The organism is Paenibacillus polymyxa (genome assembly GCF_015710975.1).
Classification (GTDB): domain Bacteria; phylum Bacillota; class Bacilli; order Paenibacillales; family Paenibacillaceae; genus Paenibacillus; species Paenibacillus polymyxa.
In genome coordinates this window covers 213,172-230,172 of record NZ_CP049783.1, presented here as the reverse complement: position 1 = coordinate 230,172, position 17,001 = coordinate 213,172, and the positions used below count along the sequence as shown (strand labels likewise).

Sequence of the window (17,001 nt, the reverse complement as noted above, 5' to 3'; positions counted from 1 at the left end):
AGCACTATGACAGTCGCTCAACTTCATAATCTTATTACCGGTCAACTCCTGCATAATCAGCATCGGAGTTTATTTTACATGCGCGAGGGTTCTGTTCTGTTAGGACCTTCAACGGAAATGACGTACTGGCTGACGCAGCGAAGCTCGGAACTGATCCTCATGCTTCAAAGCTTGAAGCGCCAGCATACGTATCATGTTTTTGTGAAGGATGTAGCGGCCAAAATACTGTCTCAGTTTGTAAATACCAATCAGTATCTACATTTTCACACAGATCATGCGAGGGAGCTTGCGGAGCTGTATGATCGATTCTTCACCCGGATTGAAAAGCTGTTCCAAAAGAAGTCTATAGCAGGGGCAACTCTGGACTTACTGCTCCAGCAGCATTATGGGCATTTGAGAGATTTTTTAACTCGTACCAATGGACGTGAAGTGTTCGCTAAGTATGCAGAGAATGAATATACCTTTTGGGTACCTTGTGAGGAATATACACCGGAGTTACAAGCGAATCTGCTAGGATTAGACATTGCTCGTTTGCAAGAGCCTGTTCTAGATGTTGGCTGCGGATCAGAGGCACGGTTGGTTACTTATTTACGTGCCTATGGAATTGAGGCATACGGAACAGATCGGCTGGCTGAAACAGACGGTTGTATCACCCGAGGAGATTGGTTAGCGACTACTTATGAAGAAAGTACATGGGGAACGATCGTTTCACATATGGCATTCTCCAATCATTTTATACATCATCATCTGAAGACAGACGGTAATATTCATGAGTACGCTCATAAATATATGGAATTGCTTAGAGCCATTCGGCCAGGAGGGAGCTTTATTTACAGTCCATGTCTCCTATTCATGGAAGAGCTTTTGGATGCCCGAATGGGGTATCAAGTAGAGTATATCGAGTCCTCTAAAGGTTACAGAGCTACGAAAATAACGCGTATACATTCATAAGTGCTAGTATCAATCATTTGTCAGATTCACTCTTGGAATGGTAGTATAAGGATAGATATTACTCTATTTGGGATTCTGTTAATGATCGGGATTCCCATGACGTTAATTTGATAGCATAGTTGCCCTGAATAATAAATTATTGTATAGATAACGGAATTTTTCAGGGAAGATTAAACCATATTTTCCTAAAAGCCGATATATGGAAATGAGGCGAGAACACACTGTTATTATGCCCGCCGCAAAATGGAGGTATATAATTGGGTTAGGAGAGTAGAAGAAGTGTCCGATTTGTATACGAAAAAAGAAGTAGAAGATTATGTAACGAACGTGGTTTTCGAACGACCTTTAGGTGTAAGCATTGCAGCTATTTTACTAATTTTTAATGGAGCACTCCTGTTGGTGACACAGCTATTGACGCTCAATGCACTAAATGAGGCTTCTACGTTATTAGGCATGTGCAGAGGCATGTTTCAAGGGTTTATCGCGTTGCTTGGCTTGGCAGGAACGGCTGCCGGTATTGGTATGTTGTTCGGTAAGAAGTGGGCTTGGTGGCTGGCATTATTTTATTTTACATATGAGACCATGCGTTATGCGTGTGCAATTCTGTTTATTCCCGATGTCTCCCCAATGTTAGGTGGTGTGCAGCTAAGCCCTGCTCTATACTACGTTAAATATGGTATGCGTATTATTTGGAATTTATTGTTTACATTGTTTATGTGCCGTAGTACGGTAACCAGCTTTTTTCAAACAAGTAAAATCAACAAGTGGAGAGCATGTATCGCATTATTCTTCATCAATGGATTGATGGTGGGGATCGGCTGGTGGTTGACAAGGTAGGTTCTGTGAATGTGAAGGAGGAGATGAATGATGACAATGGAAACGTTTCCGATTCTGGAAACCGATCGGCTTCGTTTAAGACAGCTTACATTAGGAGACGCGAGGGATGTATTTGCCTATTTTTCCAGAGATGAGGTCACAAAATATTATGATTTGGAAAGTTTTACGGAGGTAGAGCAAGCTGAGAAATTTATTCGTTCCATGCTAACCAGATACGAGAAGCAAGCGGGTTTTCGTTGGGGAATTACGTTAAAAGAAGCTCCTGAGCAGGTGGTGGGTACAATTGGATTTCATAACTGGCAGAAGGAGCACTCTCGTATTGAAATTGGCTATGAGCTGGCGCCGGAATATTGGCAACAAGGGCTGATGACAGAAGCGTTGAGAGCGGTAGTGGATTATGGCTTTCAATTGCCGCAGGTTCACCGTATAGAAGCCTTCATTGATCCAGATAACGAAGGCTCCAGACGGCTGCTGCTCAAAAGTGGCTTTACTAAAGAGGGTCACCTGAGAGATTACTTCTATGAAAAAGGTCAGTTTGTTGACGCTGTTGTTTTTGGTTATCTTCGAAAGGAGTTTCCCGTAAAGCAGTAAGTTTATAAATATCCTTTGTCTCCGTAAGGCTGGAGTCGATCAAGCCAGGTCTGCTCCAGCTTTTCCAGTGCATCTTTGACATCAAAGAATTCCGAATCTTTTTTCTTCAAAACGTCCAGCACTTCAAATTCAAACGAATCTTCGCCATATTCATTCCATTCCTGTTGTAGTGGTTTGTTCTTAAATCCACCCATTTGCAGCTCAAAACGCCGTCCATTCAGCGACTTTAAATTCGGCGTGGAAGCGACAAAAATTTTCCCATTGCGTGTATTGCGAATACAATAGATTCCTGCCTCTGTCTTCATCTCCATGTATTGCTGAACTAGTTCTTTTCTTCGATCCATTGTCGAATCCTCCTATTTGAGCATTTTGCATAAATCCCAAGAGCGTTTTCAAATCAGCAATGTATAGATCGAAACGCTTTAGTTCGTCTATATATTGTACCTACGAGCGTCGAGAATCGAATTATGCAAAATGCTGATTTTATAAGCGCCTAGCTTCACGATTCCTTCAACCAATATTCACTGCCATCCGGTTTGCGATCTAGTAGACCATATTCGATCATATATCTTCGCACCGTGACATAATCGTCATACACTTCCTGTAAAATCGCATTGATATCTTCCTCATGATATATTTGTCCCTTCACAAAACGGCCCGCAATTTCACGCAGCACAATCAGCTTGTGCTTTTCTTGCATTTTAAAGGTCTTTAGGCGCCCGTCTGTCCCATTCGGAAAATACTTCGTGAGTACCTTTTGCCTTTCGTCTTCTGTAATGTTGTAACGTTCGTCTACCATCCGTGCTTGTACGGGTACTTCTACCATGGCGGGAGCGTGGCGATCTTTCTCCTTTAACAGTTCCATTAATGTGAGAAATACCTTGGCCTGCCGTTCTTTTTCCTTGAGACCAAAGCGATGATTGCGTATGGTGGATGCACTGCCGATTCCGGTTTCCTTTTGAATATCCGCATCGCCCATCCCTTGATAAAATAACTGAAGTAACCGATTCTGGTGATCCGTCAGTCCAGTCAGCTTTTTGTCCAGACCGATCAAATAGTCAAAGACCGAACCGTACGTCCGCTCAATATGAAGACGCATATACCGTTCCGCGTCATAAAATACCCCTTGATCCTGATATATGATGCCTTGTTCATATCGTTGTCCGTCCAAGAGGCAAATTACCTGCTCCCCTTGGCGAATATATCCACGCTTCAGTTCTTCGATACCAGCATTCCAGAATAGTTCGGAATGGTCCATTTTAGCAAACACCTCAATCGAATGATGATTATTTTATAGACAATATAACATTTTGTTTATTTTAAATCAATGGATGGGATGAGCGTGAGGACGTTTTTCACTATTCAAATTTATATAATGTATAAAAAAGAAGGCTATTATTTTAAATGTAAGAGAATACCTTTACGTACGATAAGCTGAATCGGTTTGCTGCCTCCACCGAAAATCAGAATGCTTATTCGTATGATGCCAGAGGGAACCGATTTACGAGAGTACCGATACAACGGGGATGGATTACTGACAGATCGTATACAGAATAGCGCCTATACCCGATATTAAGGTCTAATGTCAATCCAACAAGTAAAGAGATTATTGGAGTTCAACTTGGCAGTTTCAAATAATGAGCGAAAGGAGAACTTTAGTAGTGCTACTAAAAGAGATTGATACGAACCACAGTACCTCTAGCGTGTCATGCACATACACTCCGTCTATTGAAACCTACAATATTGTCACAGATAATATGACAGATGATTGTAAACCTACTCAGCTTGGTAATGGATGTTGCATTTGGCTAAATGAGAAAGGGCAACTTGGAGAGATTGAATGTATTTATCCTAAGAGTTTCAAAGCTGAAATTTCAACATATTTTCATCTTGACGAATGGATTTATGGGACACCTTCTTTTGAGATATCTTCAATTGATGATGATGTAGTCATTGAACAGATTGAGGATGGATATATTATTTGGTTATCGAGTAAAAGTAACGTAGACCTAGAAGTATCGCAAGGTGGAATAAGCTACTTGTTATCAGGAAATAAACTATCAGGTATAGTAGCTAAAAAAAGCGAAATAATTGAATGAATATCATGGATTGTCATACCTAGTAGGAATGAGGTTTTGCCCAAATCCAAATAAGGGAATAGTAAGAGATTTTAAAGGGATTAGAGGAAGAGAAATATACCGCGATGAACCCCCAAGCTATTCTACTGTTAGCCAAGCATTCTCATCAAACACTATAATTCTTATTTCAGCAACTCATTATCTTCAAGAGATGTTGGAAATAAAGCAGTAAATTGTTGAAAAGAAGTATGATGCTTCGTTAACATTTAAGTCCGAGTTAGGAAAAGTTCATTTTGCAATACCTGCAGAAGAACTGAAAAAAATTAAAAAGCCAGAGGACTTCAATTCTTATCGGCTTCAGAATAATTGATTATTCTACCCAAAAAACTAAAAATGAAGTCCTAAAATGCTATATTCCTTAAAATTATTGTGAGGAGATATGATACAAAATGAGGCAGAGATTTGCTGTCATGGATGATGAAAGTGGGCTCACAGTTGGTTATTGTCAAGATGTGGTTGGGCTAACGGGTGATATTATGGTCGAAACGTATGAAAAGGTCATTTTTGAACAATTTGTCTTTAATGAGGAATTCATAAGAAACATAGCAAAGACAAAACAATCTGTATCCAACTTGTGCATTGTCATTTTAAATGACGAAGAAAAAGGGATTGGAAGCTATTATTATCACCTACCTGAATCCTTTATAATCCATAAACTAAATTACAATAAAGGAAACTTCAATCTGGAACTAACCGGTATACTTGAAACGAAGCCCTCTCCTGTTGAATTAAGATTATGGGAGTTCTTAAAGTGCTCTCAGTCGCTTGAAAATAATATATGGCAAGGCTTTTCTAACGAAGAACGGTCTGAATGGCTAAATGTGACTAGAATACATTCTGCATCTAATCATTTTGCCAGACCGGATAAACGAGGAGAAGTCTACACCTTAGACGGGGAATACATGTTTGATTTTACAACATTTTTTATAGCACTTGGTGAAGCAATTAATGGGCCTGGAGGGTACTATGGATTTAGCTTGGACAGTATATCGGACTGTCTCTGTGGAGGTTTTGGGGCAGTAGGACCGTTCACGATCCATTGGAAAAACGCACATTATTTCTTGGAAAGATTCGAGGAAGAATGGGATCAAGAAGAAAGAAGTTATGGATTTTCACCACAGCAATATTTTAGGGATCTTTTAACGATCTTAGTATCAGGCGGTGTCACCGTGAATTTTTCTTCGAATTAAGATAGCAAAGCAAGAAGGGATTTTGAAATGGAATATAAATTAATGCAACCACCTTTTTGCACATAGATATTTGGGAATGGTATCTAGGGAATGTACAGATTCAAAGTAAAGTGCTTTGGAGTTAGAAGAGGATCATTCAGGAACCAAAGTCTTATTTTAGCGTAAATCGTCCTGTTATCACTGGTTTGTCTAAGGAAATAGATATGGATGTGATCATGATCTTAACGAATAAAATGTATCGAGTTTTAGACGGTGATCGTAATCCTAATGCTTTATTGGACATTTATCATACGTGGGAAAAATATATTTAAAATTACCTTATAGAAAGGGATTACGGTGTGAAATCTAATTGAGTGGGAAGATCGGTAAAAAAGTACTTTAAATATTATACAAAAAACAGAGAGCCCTTAACATGTTAACGGCTCTCTTCGTCGTCTTCTGGCAAGTATTCGATCAGTTCACCAGGGAGTACGCCATGGGTTCTAAACCTAACTGAAACAGTTTCTCATAACAAGAGAAGTGCCATTTTACTAATTTGTATCATCCTCTACATACTCGATAACATCTTGAACATGGCAATCTAGAGCTTTACAGATTTTATCCAGCGTATCAAATTTCACACCGTCTGTTTCTTCGTTGTAAAGTTTGGTGATTCCGTTTCTATGTAATCCAGTCATGCGGGAAAGCTCGGCAATATTTATCCGTTTTTCACCCATAATACGGGAAAGATGAATCTTTATCATATTTTCCTCCAGCTTAATGCATTCTATAGTGTTAAAAAGAAACATCAAAGTATTGACAATAAACACTGTTGGATGTATTCTGAAAACAACAAAAGTAACACTGTAATGTGCATTTAGTTTGTTGAAATGTTATTTGTGAACGTTGTAGTAATATGCCTATCGTATCAAAAGGTTTTGCAATTAGCAATTAATTATCGTTCAACAGCCTAGTTTGAAAAACTACCTGTAAAAGAAAGCTTATTGGCAAATAAGAAACTTTGAACAAAGGAATGGAGCGAGGATGTATGACAGAATCGGTAATAGAATTGGAGCGGGTATCCATGGTACAGGGGCCGTATGATTACCCTCATATGTATGAGATATTTGAAGGAGTTCTTTATGACTGTCAATATTTCTTTTACCTCGAAAATGGCATCCTGTGTTTGCGCCATGTGAAGAAGGTGGAGCAGTCATATCATACGCATCTTTACCTGGATGGAGAGAGCGGAGGCTTGCAACTGGCAGAGGGTGTACAAGGGGAAGTTATGCAAGTTGTCACGGAGATTATCGAACGCTTACGCGCGAAGGATGGACTGACATTTTTATTCGATGAACTGCTGTGGTTATATGGTAGGGGCCCCATTGAATTAAACCTTCTTAAAAAAGGATGAAATGACTCCAGGCAGCAGGCAACTTGCTACAAAAAAATGATCCTAATGTTTTACATTATTGAATTTTCCATATATGAAAAAAGGCTTATGATTTTAGCGAATGAATCAATTGATGACTAATAAATATAAGTGGGTCGTGAGTTAAGCTAATTAAGTCCTGCACAACAGCACTAACAGGAAAACTAAATCCCCAATCAGCTCCGAATAATATTTTTTGCTGTTGCTCAGATGTAGGTGGCTGAGGTTCTTCCAAGCCATATTGCTCTGCTAGTCTCTCTTTCGTTTTTTGATCTATGACAAGTTCATCCTGTGCAAAGGTATAGCACATAGGATTGCTTAATTGTACTAAAAAAAGTAATAATGCTGCGGAAATGATTATTTTTTTGCTCTGCATGGTTAGCTCCTGTGATCTCAGATTTTAGTCTATACTTTTTGCGTCACTCAGACTAAATTATGCCTTTACAGGCTTTTATGACCAGATTATAATGGTAAATAACAGCAACGGTTTACATACACTGGTTCATCGGGGTATAGCGCAGCTAGGTAGCGCGCACCCTTGGGGTGGGTGAGGTCGTGGGTTCGAATCCCGCTACTCCGATTATAATCCAAATGTCCTGCTGGTGCGGATAGTGCGCCTGCCGGGCATTTTTTTGTATATTACATACTCTATCAGTCTTTGTCTCTACTGGGTTTTGACGAGATAGTCGTATACAACAAATGTATGTACTTGTGAAGTATTGAGGGGAGATAGGATGAAGCCACTTCTGCACGGGATTCGGAAGCAAAAGTGGCAAATCAACAATCTCTCAATGCTGCCATTTATGATTTTTTAATTTACCTATAGAGATTCCTGAAGGGCCTTAGAAGAAGTGCTGTAATCAGCATAACGGGGAAGCACAATAGTGTAGTATATGCCTACCATAACGGTACAGACCCCAACTAATAAAAACAAGAGCTCAATTGAAATAAACGAAGGAAAGCTTACAGCAATGAAACCTAATGTAAGTGACTGGGACAGCATCATTAACGGATTAATCAAACCTTGCACACGTCCCATCATTTGAGGATCTACAATACGAGGCAGCCATCCTCCTATGCCGATGTTAATGAACGGAAGGATCAGTGCAATGACAAAATTGATAATCAGAAAAGCATAGAGGTGGTTAACAAATCCAAGTATGCACATACCTATTCCGGCAACCAGAACTCCGGCTGCAATCATTTGGTGTAACTTTAGCTTGGCGGAGATGAGCGAAGCGATTAGGGTACCAAGCAACACACCAGCTCCAAAAATAATACCTGTCCAAACCATATACTGCTCATAGTTACCTGGAGCTAGCTTATATTTAAGAATAAACATCGGTAAAACGCTAAAGCCACCATTTAAAATACCGAACATAAAAAAGCCTGAAACCAACCAAAGCAATAGTCTGTTGCGTAATATGTAAAGAAACCCTTGTTTAAAATCGATCATGACAAGTTTGAATTTTAATTGTTTAAATTGATGTGCCCCGTTCGGAAGGCGTACTTCCTTGGGAATTTTGCAGGAACGAATAAGCAGTGCAGACACAATAAAAGAAACAGCATCAATGAGGATGGCTCCAGTAATTCCAAGGTGCCAGTAGACGACGGCCCCCAAAGTTCCTCCAAATAACATGAAAAGACTCCCCATCATTTGATTGAGGCCTGCGGCAATGGTGTAATCTTCTTCGTTTAATATCCCCTGTATAATGGCACTTTCGGCTGGGAAGAAAAATTTGGAGGCAGCACTACGGATGAAGAGAAGGGCAAATACCAAAGGAATCGAATCGACCCAAATAAAAATAAGTAAGCATAAAGATAAAAAAGCGCTAATCCAGTCACAATTAACAGCAATTTTTTGTCTGTCCATCCGATCTGCCAGCACTCCAACCACGAGAAATACTACCAGCATCGGGAGCGAATACATTAACTCGGCAAGTGTTGCATAGTAAGGCTGATTTGTAAACCGTTTCAACAAATAAAACATGAATGCAGTAACCCCGATAATTCCCCCCATTTGTGAGGCGAAGGTTGCCAGAAAAAACCTGACATAATTCTTGTTTCTGAGTATTTGTTTTAGTCCAGTCACAGTTCCATCCCTTTCGCTTTCAAAGCGGTTTTTAGATGCCTAAGTAAAATAATAGTGAAAAGTAGGAAAATTGTACAGAAAAGTGACTTTAATGTCACTTTAAGTTTGAATTTGCATCGTAACGGCCATCTACCATTTTTATTCTGCTGTCAACGATAATCATAGTGGGTTGGACTGGAAAGTTGTTTTTAACTCGTTTGGCGTAGTATGAGAGCAACATAACTTAAATAACCAGCCGTCGGTTGATATCCGGTGGCTGGTTATTTAAGTTGCCAAGTGTTTGATTCCTGAAATTAAATATCATCTCCATTGTGGTTTTGCCCATATTACCGATAACAAGCCTTACGGATAAGTTGTATGTTCTGAAAGCGTTGTTAACTTTTTTTGATTAGGATATCCTTTTATACCACATTCTAATCTTTAAATGATCAAGGCTGCAGAATTACAGAACAACCCGATTCATCTCATTTACGCATGGATATGTTGAGAAAAAGGAAATGCTCATAGCTAGAAAACTTTATACAATGGAAGAGAAATAAGCACTGTGAAATTCGACTTTTGATGATGGATTTCATATAATGTGAACATAGTGTGAATTACTCAAATTAAAGATTTAACAAAACATCAAAATGAAAATGATTTCCGTCCAGCTATGAATTTCAAAATTTGACGGAGGGAACGAGATGACAATGGAAGAGAGCAGCAGACAGGTACCTTGGCAGACGTATTACGGACCTAATCTAGGTTATGTGCAGGACCAGTATGAAAAGTATGTAGCGGACCCCGGAACAGTTGATCCGGCTTACCGCGAGCTGTTTGATCAATGGGGCGAGCCGCCACAATCCGAATATTCGGCTGCTTCCATGATAGACAACAAGTTGCAAGGCCCCCTACAAGTGCTCTGGGGCACCTTGATTCAAACATATTACAGAAAGCGGTTACAGCGGGCAAAATGGTGTGGAATATCCGTGAATACGGACATTTGGCCGCCCAAATTGACCCACTGGGATTGGATGCAGAGCAGGATACACGTTTGCTTGATCCAGCATCTTACGGTTTAACTGAACAAGACCTGAAGGCTTTTCCAGCCTCTTTAATATGGGATAACGCTCCTGCGGGAACACTGAACGGGTGGGAAGCCATTCAACGGCTACGTGTAGCGTACACAGGACCGATCGCCTATGAATTTAGTCATATTCATAACGAGGAGGAACGTAGCTGGTTGAATAGCTATGCTGAATCCGGTTGGTCCTCCAAGCCGCTCACTACACAGGAACGCAAGTCATTGCTAGGCAGATTGGTAGAAGTAGAACAGTTCGAAGAGTTCTTGCATAAAACATTCGTCGGACAGAAGCGTTTTTCCATCGAGGGTAATGATGTGCTTGTCCCTGTACTCGACGAGATTATTCGTCTAACCACAAATGCAGGAGCAAGTCATGTCCTGATGGGGATGGCGCATCGCGGCCGTCTGAATGTATTGGCACATGTGCTGGGCAAGCCTTACAGCAAAATTTTCTCTGAATTTCATCATTCACCGAATAAGGATCTGATTCCGTCGGAAGGTTCCACGGGAATTAATTACGGCTGGACTGGGGATGTAAAATATCATCTGGGCGCAGACCGTTTTGTAAAAGATGGGGAAGCCGTGCAAGCCCGTCTAACGTTGGCGAACAACCCAAGTCACCTAGAATATGTCAATCCGGTTGTCCAAGGCTTTTCGCGCGCGGCGCAGGAAGACCGCAGTGAAGCAGGCTATCCGAAGCTGGATGTCAGCAAGGCAGCTACCATTATTATGCACGGTGATGCGGCGTTTCCGGGTGAAGGTATCGTAGCCGAATCACTCAATTTCACCAATTTGCGCGGCTTCCGTAATGGCGGTACAGTGCATATTATTGTGAACAATCGTCTGGGTTTTACGACAGAGAGTGTTGATTCACGTTCGACCCGTTATGCTAGCGATCTGGCTAAGGGCTACGAAATTCCGATTGTACACGTGAACGCGGATAATCCCGAGGCTTGTATTGCAGCGGCTCGTATGGCTGGCGAATACCGCAATCGTTTCAAGAAGGATTTTCTGATTGATCTGATTGGTTACCGTCGTTATGGTCACAATGAATCCGATGATCCAGAAACAACACAACCACTAGTGTATCGTAAGGTGAAGAATCATCCGACGGTTAGCAAATTGTATGCTCAAAAGCTGATGAAGCAGGGCATAGTTGATGAAGCATTTAGTACTGCTCTGATTGAGAAGGTGCAAAACCGACTGAAGGAAGCGCATGAGCATGTGAAAAATCAACCAGAAGAGGAACCTGAATTTACAGCTGTGAAGGGGAAAAAAAATCAGAGCTCTCCGGTCCGTACTGCGGTTGAACTGAAAAAGCTGCGCCAAATCAATGAAAACTTGCTCAAATGGCCACAGGCTTTTCATGTATATCCGAAGCTGGAACGAATTTTACAACGTAGAAAAACAGCTCTGAACGAGGGTGAAAAGGTAGATTGGAGCTTGGCAGAGACGCTGGCTTTGGCCACCATTCTAGCAGACGGCAAGCCTATTCGTATGACAGGTCAGGATGCGGAGCGTGCTACTTTTGCTCACCGTAACCTTGTGCTGCATGAGCCCGAAACCGGGCGTACCCATTGCCCGCTGCATACATTGCCGGAAGCGCGTGCTTCGTTCAGTATTCATAACAGTCCATTGTCTGAGGCGTCAGTCCTCGGCTTCGAGTATGGCTATAACGTGTTTTCTCCCGAAACGTTGGTCATTTGGGAAGCGCAATTTGGCGATTTTGCCAACTGTGCGCAGGTTATTTTCGACCAATTCATTTCCGCTGGCCGTGCCAAATGGAGACAGAAATCCAGTCTGGTGATGCTGTTGCCGCATGGTAGCGAAGGACAAGGACCTGAGCATACGAGTGCACGTCTGGAGCGTTTCCTCCAGCTGTCTGCACAAAATAACTGGACTGTCGCCAATTTGAGTAGCGCCTCACAGTATTTTCATCTGCTGCGCCGTCAGGCTGCATTAAGCGAAAGTGAGGAAGCTCGCCCGCTGGTGATGATGTCGCCGAAGAGCCTGATTCGCAACAATCGTGTTGCTTCGCCTGCTTCTGAATTCAGTGAGGGAACATTCCGTCCTGTGTTGGAGCAACCTGGTCTGGGATCACGTCCAGATCGGGTAGAGCGCATTGTATTGTGTAGTGGCAAGATTGCCATTGATCTGGAGGAAGCGTTGGAGAAAGATAAGAACGGGAATGAGGCAGAAGAGCACTTGCATATTATTCGTGTGGAGCAGCTCTATCCTTTCCCGGCAGAGGAAATTCGGAATATTTTCAATCGCTTCCCACATGTTAAGGAGTTCGTATGGGCTCAGGAAGAACCTAAAAATATGGGAGCCTGGAGTTATATGGAGCCTCGTCTGCGAGAGGTTGTGCCACAGGGAGCGGAAATTCGCTACGCAGGCAGACCGGATCGTTCCAGCCCGGCGAGTGGTTATCAGCAAGTACACAGCCTAGAACAACAGCGAATTATTCAATCGGCGTTGAAGCAGGATTCCAAAAACAATATTACACTGGGGAGGTAGCGGCTGTGAGCGACATTATAGTGCCAGCAATGGGAGAATCCATCACGGAAGGGACAATCTCCAAATGGCTTGTGAAGGAAGGAGATTCCGTAGGACAGGGAGATGTTCTACTGGAGCTGGAAACGGATAAGGTTAATCTGGAAATTAGTGCGGAAGAAGCAGGTGTGGTTCAGAAAATCCTTCGTCAGGAGGGGGATACTGTGGTTATCGGTGAAGCTGTTGGCTTGATCGGAAGCGGCAGTGGCGCGGAAGCAACCGGTGCCGGAGAAGCCGCAGCGACCCAAGCGCCTGAAGCGCCGTCCGTAGCAACTTCACCAACTTCCGTAGAAAGCAGCGGTAAGGCAGTAGAAAAGTCTGCGCCGCCAGTTCCCTCCAATAGTGACGGAAATGGTCAGACGGCATCACCATCCGCCCGGAAGCTGGCGCGTGAGCGCGGGATTAATCTGGAGCAGGTACAGGGAAAGGACCCGCTTGGACGTGTGTTCCAGGAGGACGTAAAAACGCATAATGGTGCTGAAGTATCACGTACAGCATCTGTACCTGCGCCTCCCGTTGCCAGCAAGCCTGTGTCACCGTCTCCAGCTCAAACAGAGTACAGCAAGCCTGTGGAGCGGCAGCGGATGTCCCGTCGGAGAGCGACGATTGCCAAGCGTCTTGTTGAAGCACAGCAAACAGCCGCCATGCTTACTACTTTTAATGAAGTGGATATGACCGCCATTCTTGATGTGCGTAAACGCCGTAAAGATAAGTTTAAGGAGAAACACGATGTAGGGTTGGGTTTTATGTCCTTCTTTACGAAAGCAGTGGTTGGCGCGCTCAAGCGCTTCCCTACTGTGAATGCAGAAATCAACGGCGATGATATCGTACTGAAAAAATACTATGATATTGGGATTGCTGTATCTGCTAAGGAAGGTTTGGTCGTTCCCGTTGTCCGGGATGCGGATCGGCTTGGTTTTGCTGAAATTGAGAAGAGCATTGCCGATTTGGCTAGCAAAGCTCGTTCCAATTCACTTTCTCTGGCAGACTTGCAAGGAGGAACCTTTACCATAACCAATGGAGGTATTTTCGGTTCCCTGCTGTCTACGCCAATTCTGAATACACCGCAAGTGGGTATTTTGGGAATGCATAAAATCCAACTTCGCCCGATTGCCATCGACGAGGAACGCATGGAAAATCGTCCAATGATGTATATCGCCTTGTCCTATGACCACCGTATTATTGATGGCAGCGAGGCGGTCCGGTTCCTGGTAACGGTCAAAGAATTGCTGGAAGATCCCGAATCATTGTTGCTGGAAGGATAAAAATAAATTAAGCGAGTGTATTTCCTCTGTACGTGCATGACAAAAGCAGACTCTTGCGGGTCTGCTTTTTTTCCTGCATAGTACTAACATAAGGCTATAGGCATTGCAGACATTCAGATATAGAGAAGGGCGGGAATTGTTTTGGACAAAGACTTGCGCTACCCAATTGGACCGTTTGTGGTTCCAGATACCATTACAGAAGAACAGCTGATCACATGGATCGACGACATTGCTGAATTGCCTGGACAACTGCGTCAGGCGGTCGAAGGACTGAATGAGCAACAACTAAATACGCCTTATCGCGAAGGAGGATGGACAATTCGACAGGTTGTTCATCATTTGGCAGACAGCCATATGAACAGTTATATCCGTTTTAAGCTGGCGCTGACCGAGGATACACCGACAATCAAACCCTATGATGAGGGGCGTTGGGCTGAAATACCAGATGCCAGAGAGCTTCCACTGGAACCTTCGTTGCAATTGCTGGAAGGACTGCATGCACGATGGGTGACCATGTTACGCTCGTTAGGGGAAGATCAGCTACACCGAACATTTATTCATCCTGAATCGGGCCAGACGATCCGCCTGGAACGAAACATTGGCATCTATGCCTGGCATGGCAAACATCACATAGCTCATATTACTTCCCTGAAAGAACGAAATGCATGGTAATAACTTAAAAATGATGTCCTGATGAAATATAAAGGAATACAAAAGAAACCTTTAAAGCCACTTTTATCGTGCTTTAAAGGTTTCTTTTGCTTATTCCTCACTAGGATGATGACTTGGGCGAAGCTGATAAAGAGGGCGCTTCGGAGGCTCCAGACAAAACGGAAACAGAGGTTGCTCCTGTGTTAATATGACGGTCGAGCCAGTCCACGATGTCACTCATTACCTCGTTACGATTGGTTTCATGCAACATCTCATGGCGACCGTCAGGATAAAGGCGATACTCCACGTCTTGAAGCTTCAGGCTTCGATACATATCCACTAGCGACAACACACCTTTTCCAAACAAGCCCACCGGATCACGATCCCCGGCAAAAATATAAACGGGCAGTTTTGGATTAATGTTTTGCAGCGAGGAAGGCCAGTGGATTTCTTGTAAAAGCCTGAAAAAATCGAGGAAAAAGCCTGTCGTGCAAATAGCTCCGCATAATGGGTCGTGCACGAACTGATCTACTTCCTCAGGATCACGGGACAGCCAGTCGAACGCTGTGCGCACCGGACGAAAGGCACGGTTAAAGCCGCCAAAGACCATAGCGTTGAGCAGCATGCTGCGATGATCCATTCCTTGCAGTTTGGCTTGCAGCAGGGCAACCTGCTCCCCGAGTTTCAGCAGACTACGTCGTCCGTTGGTCCCTGATAAAATAAACCCGTGATACGACTGCTGATCATCATACATAATTTTCTGGGTTAAAAAGGACCCCATGCTGTGACCCAGTAAAAAACGAGATTGATCAGGGAATTCCTTGGCCGCAATTTCGCCTAGCTCCAGCATGCCTTTTGCCATTCGATTGAATGCATTGGCTCCCGGCATACCGAGCTTATCAGGATCACCCGCTGTGCGTCCGTGGCCGATATGATCGTTGGCATACACACCGTAGCCAGAAGCGGTAAGTTTTTCGGCCAGCCGAATGTAGCGGTAGGACGTCTCACACATGCCATGCGAAACTTGAACGATCCCCTTGACGGGAACATTCTGCTCGGGTAGCCATCGGTAAGCAAAAAGCTCTGTTCCGTCATCTTCAGCGATGGTGAAGGTGTATTCCCGCATGATTAGACATCACATCCTTTAAGCTTTAAGGAAGATAAGATCTAAGTACGGTCATTCCGTCATTCAGCGTGTAACCGCCCAGATTAGCGGGGAGCAGGAAGCAATCTCCAGCTTTACAGGAAAGAGACTCCGTATTATTGTCCCATGTTATGGTTCCACTGCCTTCGCAAATTACAAGGATAGTGAAGCTGTCTTCCGTTGTAGAAAGTGTCCAACTTCCCTCTACGATACCCTTTTCCACAACAAAATACTCACAGGATGCCAGTTGGAGCCATTCTCCAGGCTGCAAGCCGTCCGTTTTCATCGTTGTTGCACCTGCACCTTCGTAAGAAGTTACATTAAGGGAGTCCTCGATGTGCAACTCACGAGGTTTGCCGTCCAGACCGGGGCGATTGTAGTCATATAAGCGATAGGTTGTATCCGAATTTTGCTGAATTTCAGCAACCACAACACCTGCACACAGTGCATGCACGGTTCCAGCGGGGATGAAGAATGTATCGCCTGCTTCAACTGGAACCTGACGCAAACTGCCCATGATATCTCCGCTTTCAAGAGCTGTACGCAGACTTTCACGGGTTACACCTTCGGTCAGACCATAAATAATTTTGGCATCCGGCTTGGCATCAAGCACGTACCACATTTCGGTTTTTCCTAATTCTCCAGCTGGAAGTCCAGCGTAATCATCCGTCGGATGGACCTGAACGGATAAGTCATCGTTGCAATCCAGTAGCTTGATCAAAAGTGGAAAACGTCCGCCTTTTTTCGATACGCCCTTTGCGCCAAGCCAATCCTGTCCGTAGGTCTGGCGGATTTCATCCAGTCCTTTTCCAGCCAGCTCGCCATTGATAACCGTTGTTGTTCCATTTGGATGATCGGCAATCATCCATCCTTCACCAATATGTCCTTCTGGTGGGGTCAGACCAAATTGTTCTAAGGCTCGTCCTCCCCAAACTCTCTCTTTGAATTCAGGTTGAAATTGCAGCGGGTATGGCTTTAGCATAATTTCTCTCCTCCATAATGAGTAATGAGTACGATCTAACAGAATCAGGCAATCAAAACGTGCCGCTGGGCAATAGACCAGGATGAATAGACCCATATGGCGCTAAAAATATATGTAAGGCGGCTAAGAAAGT

Annotated in this window: 15 protein-coding genes, 1 tRNA gene and 1 pseudogene; 10 read left to right on the top strand and 7 right to left on the bottom strand. The window is 43.3% G+C overall.

What is annotated here, in order from left to right:
• Positions 1-6: 6 nt before the first annotated feature.
• From G7035_RS01225 to G7035_RS01215, 3 genes are all read left to right on the top strand, one after another.
• A complete protein-coding gene (locus G7035_RS01225; protein ID WP_019686627.1) occupies positions 7-951 on the top strand; it encodes a class I SAM-dependent methyltransferase in 945 nt (314 codons plus the stop codon).
• A 279-nt stretch (positions 952-1,230) separates the two neighbouring features.
• A complete protein-coding gene (locus G7035_RS01220) occupies positions 1,231-1,788 on the top strand; it encodes a hypothetical protein (RefSeq protein WP_019686628.1) in 558 nt (185 codons plus the stop codon).
• 30 nt (positions 1,789-1,818) lie between these two features.
• The gene (locus tag G7035_RS01215; RefSeq protein WP_019686629.1) at positions 1,819-2,379 is read left to right on the top strand and encodes a GNAT family N-acetyltransferase; all 561 of its coding nucleotides are present in this window, start codon (positions 1,819-1,821) and stop codon (positions 2,377-2,379) included.
• Between the two features lie 2 nt (positions 2,380-2,381).
• Here the strand turns inward: G7035_RS01215 and G7035_RS01210 are convergent, their stop codons facing one another.
• Both G7035_RS01210 and G7035_RS01205 read right to left on the bottom strand, forming a co-directional pair.
• The gene (locus tag G7035_RS01210) at positions 2,382-2,723 is read right to left on the bottom strand and encodes a GIY-YIG nuclease family protein (RefSeq protein WP_019686630.1); all 342 of its coding nucleotides are present in this window, start codon (positions 2,721-2,723) and stop codon (positions 2,382-2,384) included.
• A 155-nt stretch (positions 2,724-2,878) separates the two neighbouring features.
• Positions 2,879-3,637, bottom strand: a complete 759-nt coding sequence (locus tag G7035_RS01205; protein ID WP_019686631.1) for a DUF2087 domain-containing protein — start codon at positions 3,635-3,637, stop codon at positions 2,879-2,881.
• 499 nt (positions 3,638-4,136) lie between these two features.
• Here G7035_RS01205 and G7035_RS01200 point away from each other — a divergent pair, with 499 nt between their 5' ends.
• Together G7035_RS01200 and G7035_RS01195 are read left to right on the top strand one after the other, a co-directional pair.
• On the top strand, positions 4,137-4,478 hold the full coding sequence (locus tag G7035_RS01200) for a hypothetical protein (protein WP_196478890.1): 342 nt from the start codon (positions 4,137-4,139) through the stop codon (positions 4,476-4,478).
• 428 nt (positions 4,479-4,906) lie between these two features.
• Positions 4,907-5,707 carry a barstar family protein gene (locus tag G7035_RS01195; RefSeq protein WP_019686633.1) on the top strand — a complete coding sequence of 267 codons (801 nt, stop codon included), beginning with the start codon at positions 4,907-4,909 and terminating at the stop codon, positions 5,705-5,707.
• Between the two features lie 530 nt (positions 5,708-6,237).
• Here G7035_RS01195 and G7035_RS01190 read toward each other — a convergent pair.
• Complete coding sequence (locus G7035_RS01190; RefSeq protein ID WP_016820594.1) at positions 6,238-6,450, bottom strand: helix-turn-helix domain-containing protein; 213 nt, start codon at positions 6,448-6,450, stop codon at positions 6,238-6,240.
• Between the two features lie 284 nt (positions 6,451-6,734).
• Between G7035_RS01190 and G7035_RS01185 the strand changes: the two genes are divergently transcribed.
• On the top strand, positions 6,735-7,100 hold the full coding sequence (locus G7035_RS01185; RefSeq protein WP_019686635.1) for a hypothetical protein: 366 nt from the start codon (positions 6,735-6,737) through the stop codon (positions 7,098-7,100).
• A gap of 85 nt (positions 7,101-7,185) precedes the next feature.
• Here the strand turns inward: G7035_RS01185 and G7035_RS01180 are convergent, their stop codons facing one another.
• On the bottom strand, positions 7,186-7,494 hold the full coding sequence (locus tag G7035_RS01180) for a hypothetical protein (protein WP_017426622.1): 309 nt from the start codon (positions 7,492-7,494) through the stop codon (positions 7,186-7,188).
• A 130-nt stretch (positions 7,495-7,624) separates the two neighbouring features.
• Here G7035_RS01180 and G7035_RS01175 point away from each other — a divergent pair.
• Positions 7,625-7,698: transfer RNA gene (locus G7035_RS01175), tRNA-Pro, on the top strand.
• Between the two features lie 240 nt (positions 7,699-7,938).
• Here the strand turns inward: G7035_RS01175 and G7035_RS01170 are convergent.
• Positions 7,939-9,210, bottom strand: a complete 1,272-nt coding sequence (locus G7035_RS01170; RefSeq protein WP_019686636.1) for an MFS transporter — start codon at positions 9,208-9,210, stop codon at positions 7,939-7,941.
• Positions 9,211-9,893: 683 nt separating this feature from the next.
• On the opposite strand from G7035_RS01170, the pseudogene G7035_RS01165 reads away from it, so the two are divergent.
• From G7035_RS01165 to G7035_RS01155, 3 genes and pseudogenes are all read left to right on the top strand, one after another.
• A pseudogene (locus G7035_RS01165) lies at positions 9,894-12,790 on the top strand (2-oxoglutarate dehydrogenase E1 component).
• Between the two features lie 5 nt (positions 12,791-12,795).
• Entirely contained in the window at positions 12,796-14,091 is a 1,296-nt protein-coding gene (odhB, locus tag G7035_RS01160; protein WP_017426623.1) for a 2-oxoglutarate dehydrogenase complex dihydrolipoyllysine-residue succinyltransferase, read from the top strand.
• Positions 14,092-14,232: 141 nt separating this feature from the next.
• A complete protein-coding gene (locus G7035_RS01155; protein WP_016820583.1) occupies positions 14,233-14,763 on the top strand; it encodes a YfiT family bacillithiol transferase in 531 nt (176 codons plus the stop codon).
• Positions 14,764-14,863: 100 nt separating this feature from the next.
• Here the strand turns inward: G7035_RS01155 and G7035_RS01150 are convergent, their stop codons facing one another.
• Positions 14,864-15,868: an alpha/beta fold hydrolase gene (locus G7035_RS01150; RefSeq protein ID WP_019686637.1), complete on the bottom strand. Its 1,005-nt coding sequence runs from the start codon at positions 15,866-15,868 to the stop codon at positions 14,864-14,866.
• Between the two features lie 25 nt (positions 15,869-15,893).
• Positions 15,894-16,868 carry a type I phosphomannose isomerase catalytic subunit gene (locus G7035_RS01145; protein WP_019686638.1) on the bottom strand — a complete coding sequence of 325 codons (975 nt, stop codon included), beginning with the start codon at positions 16,866-16,868 and terminating at the stop codon, positions 15,894-15,896.
• Positions 16,869-17,001: the final 133 nt, after the last annotated feature.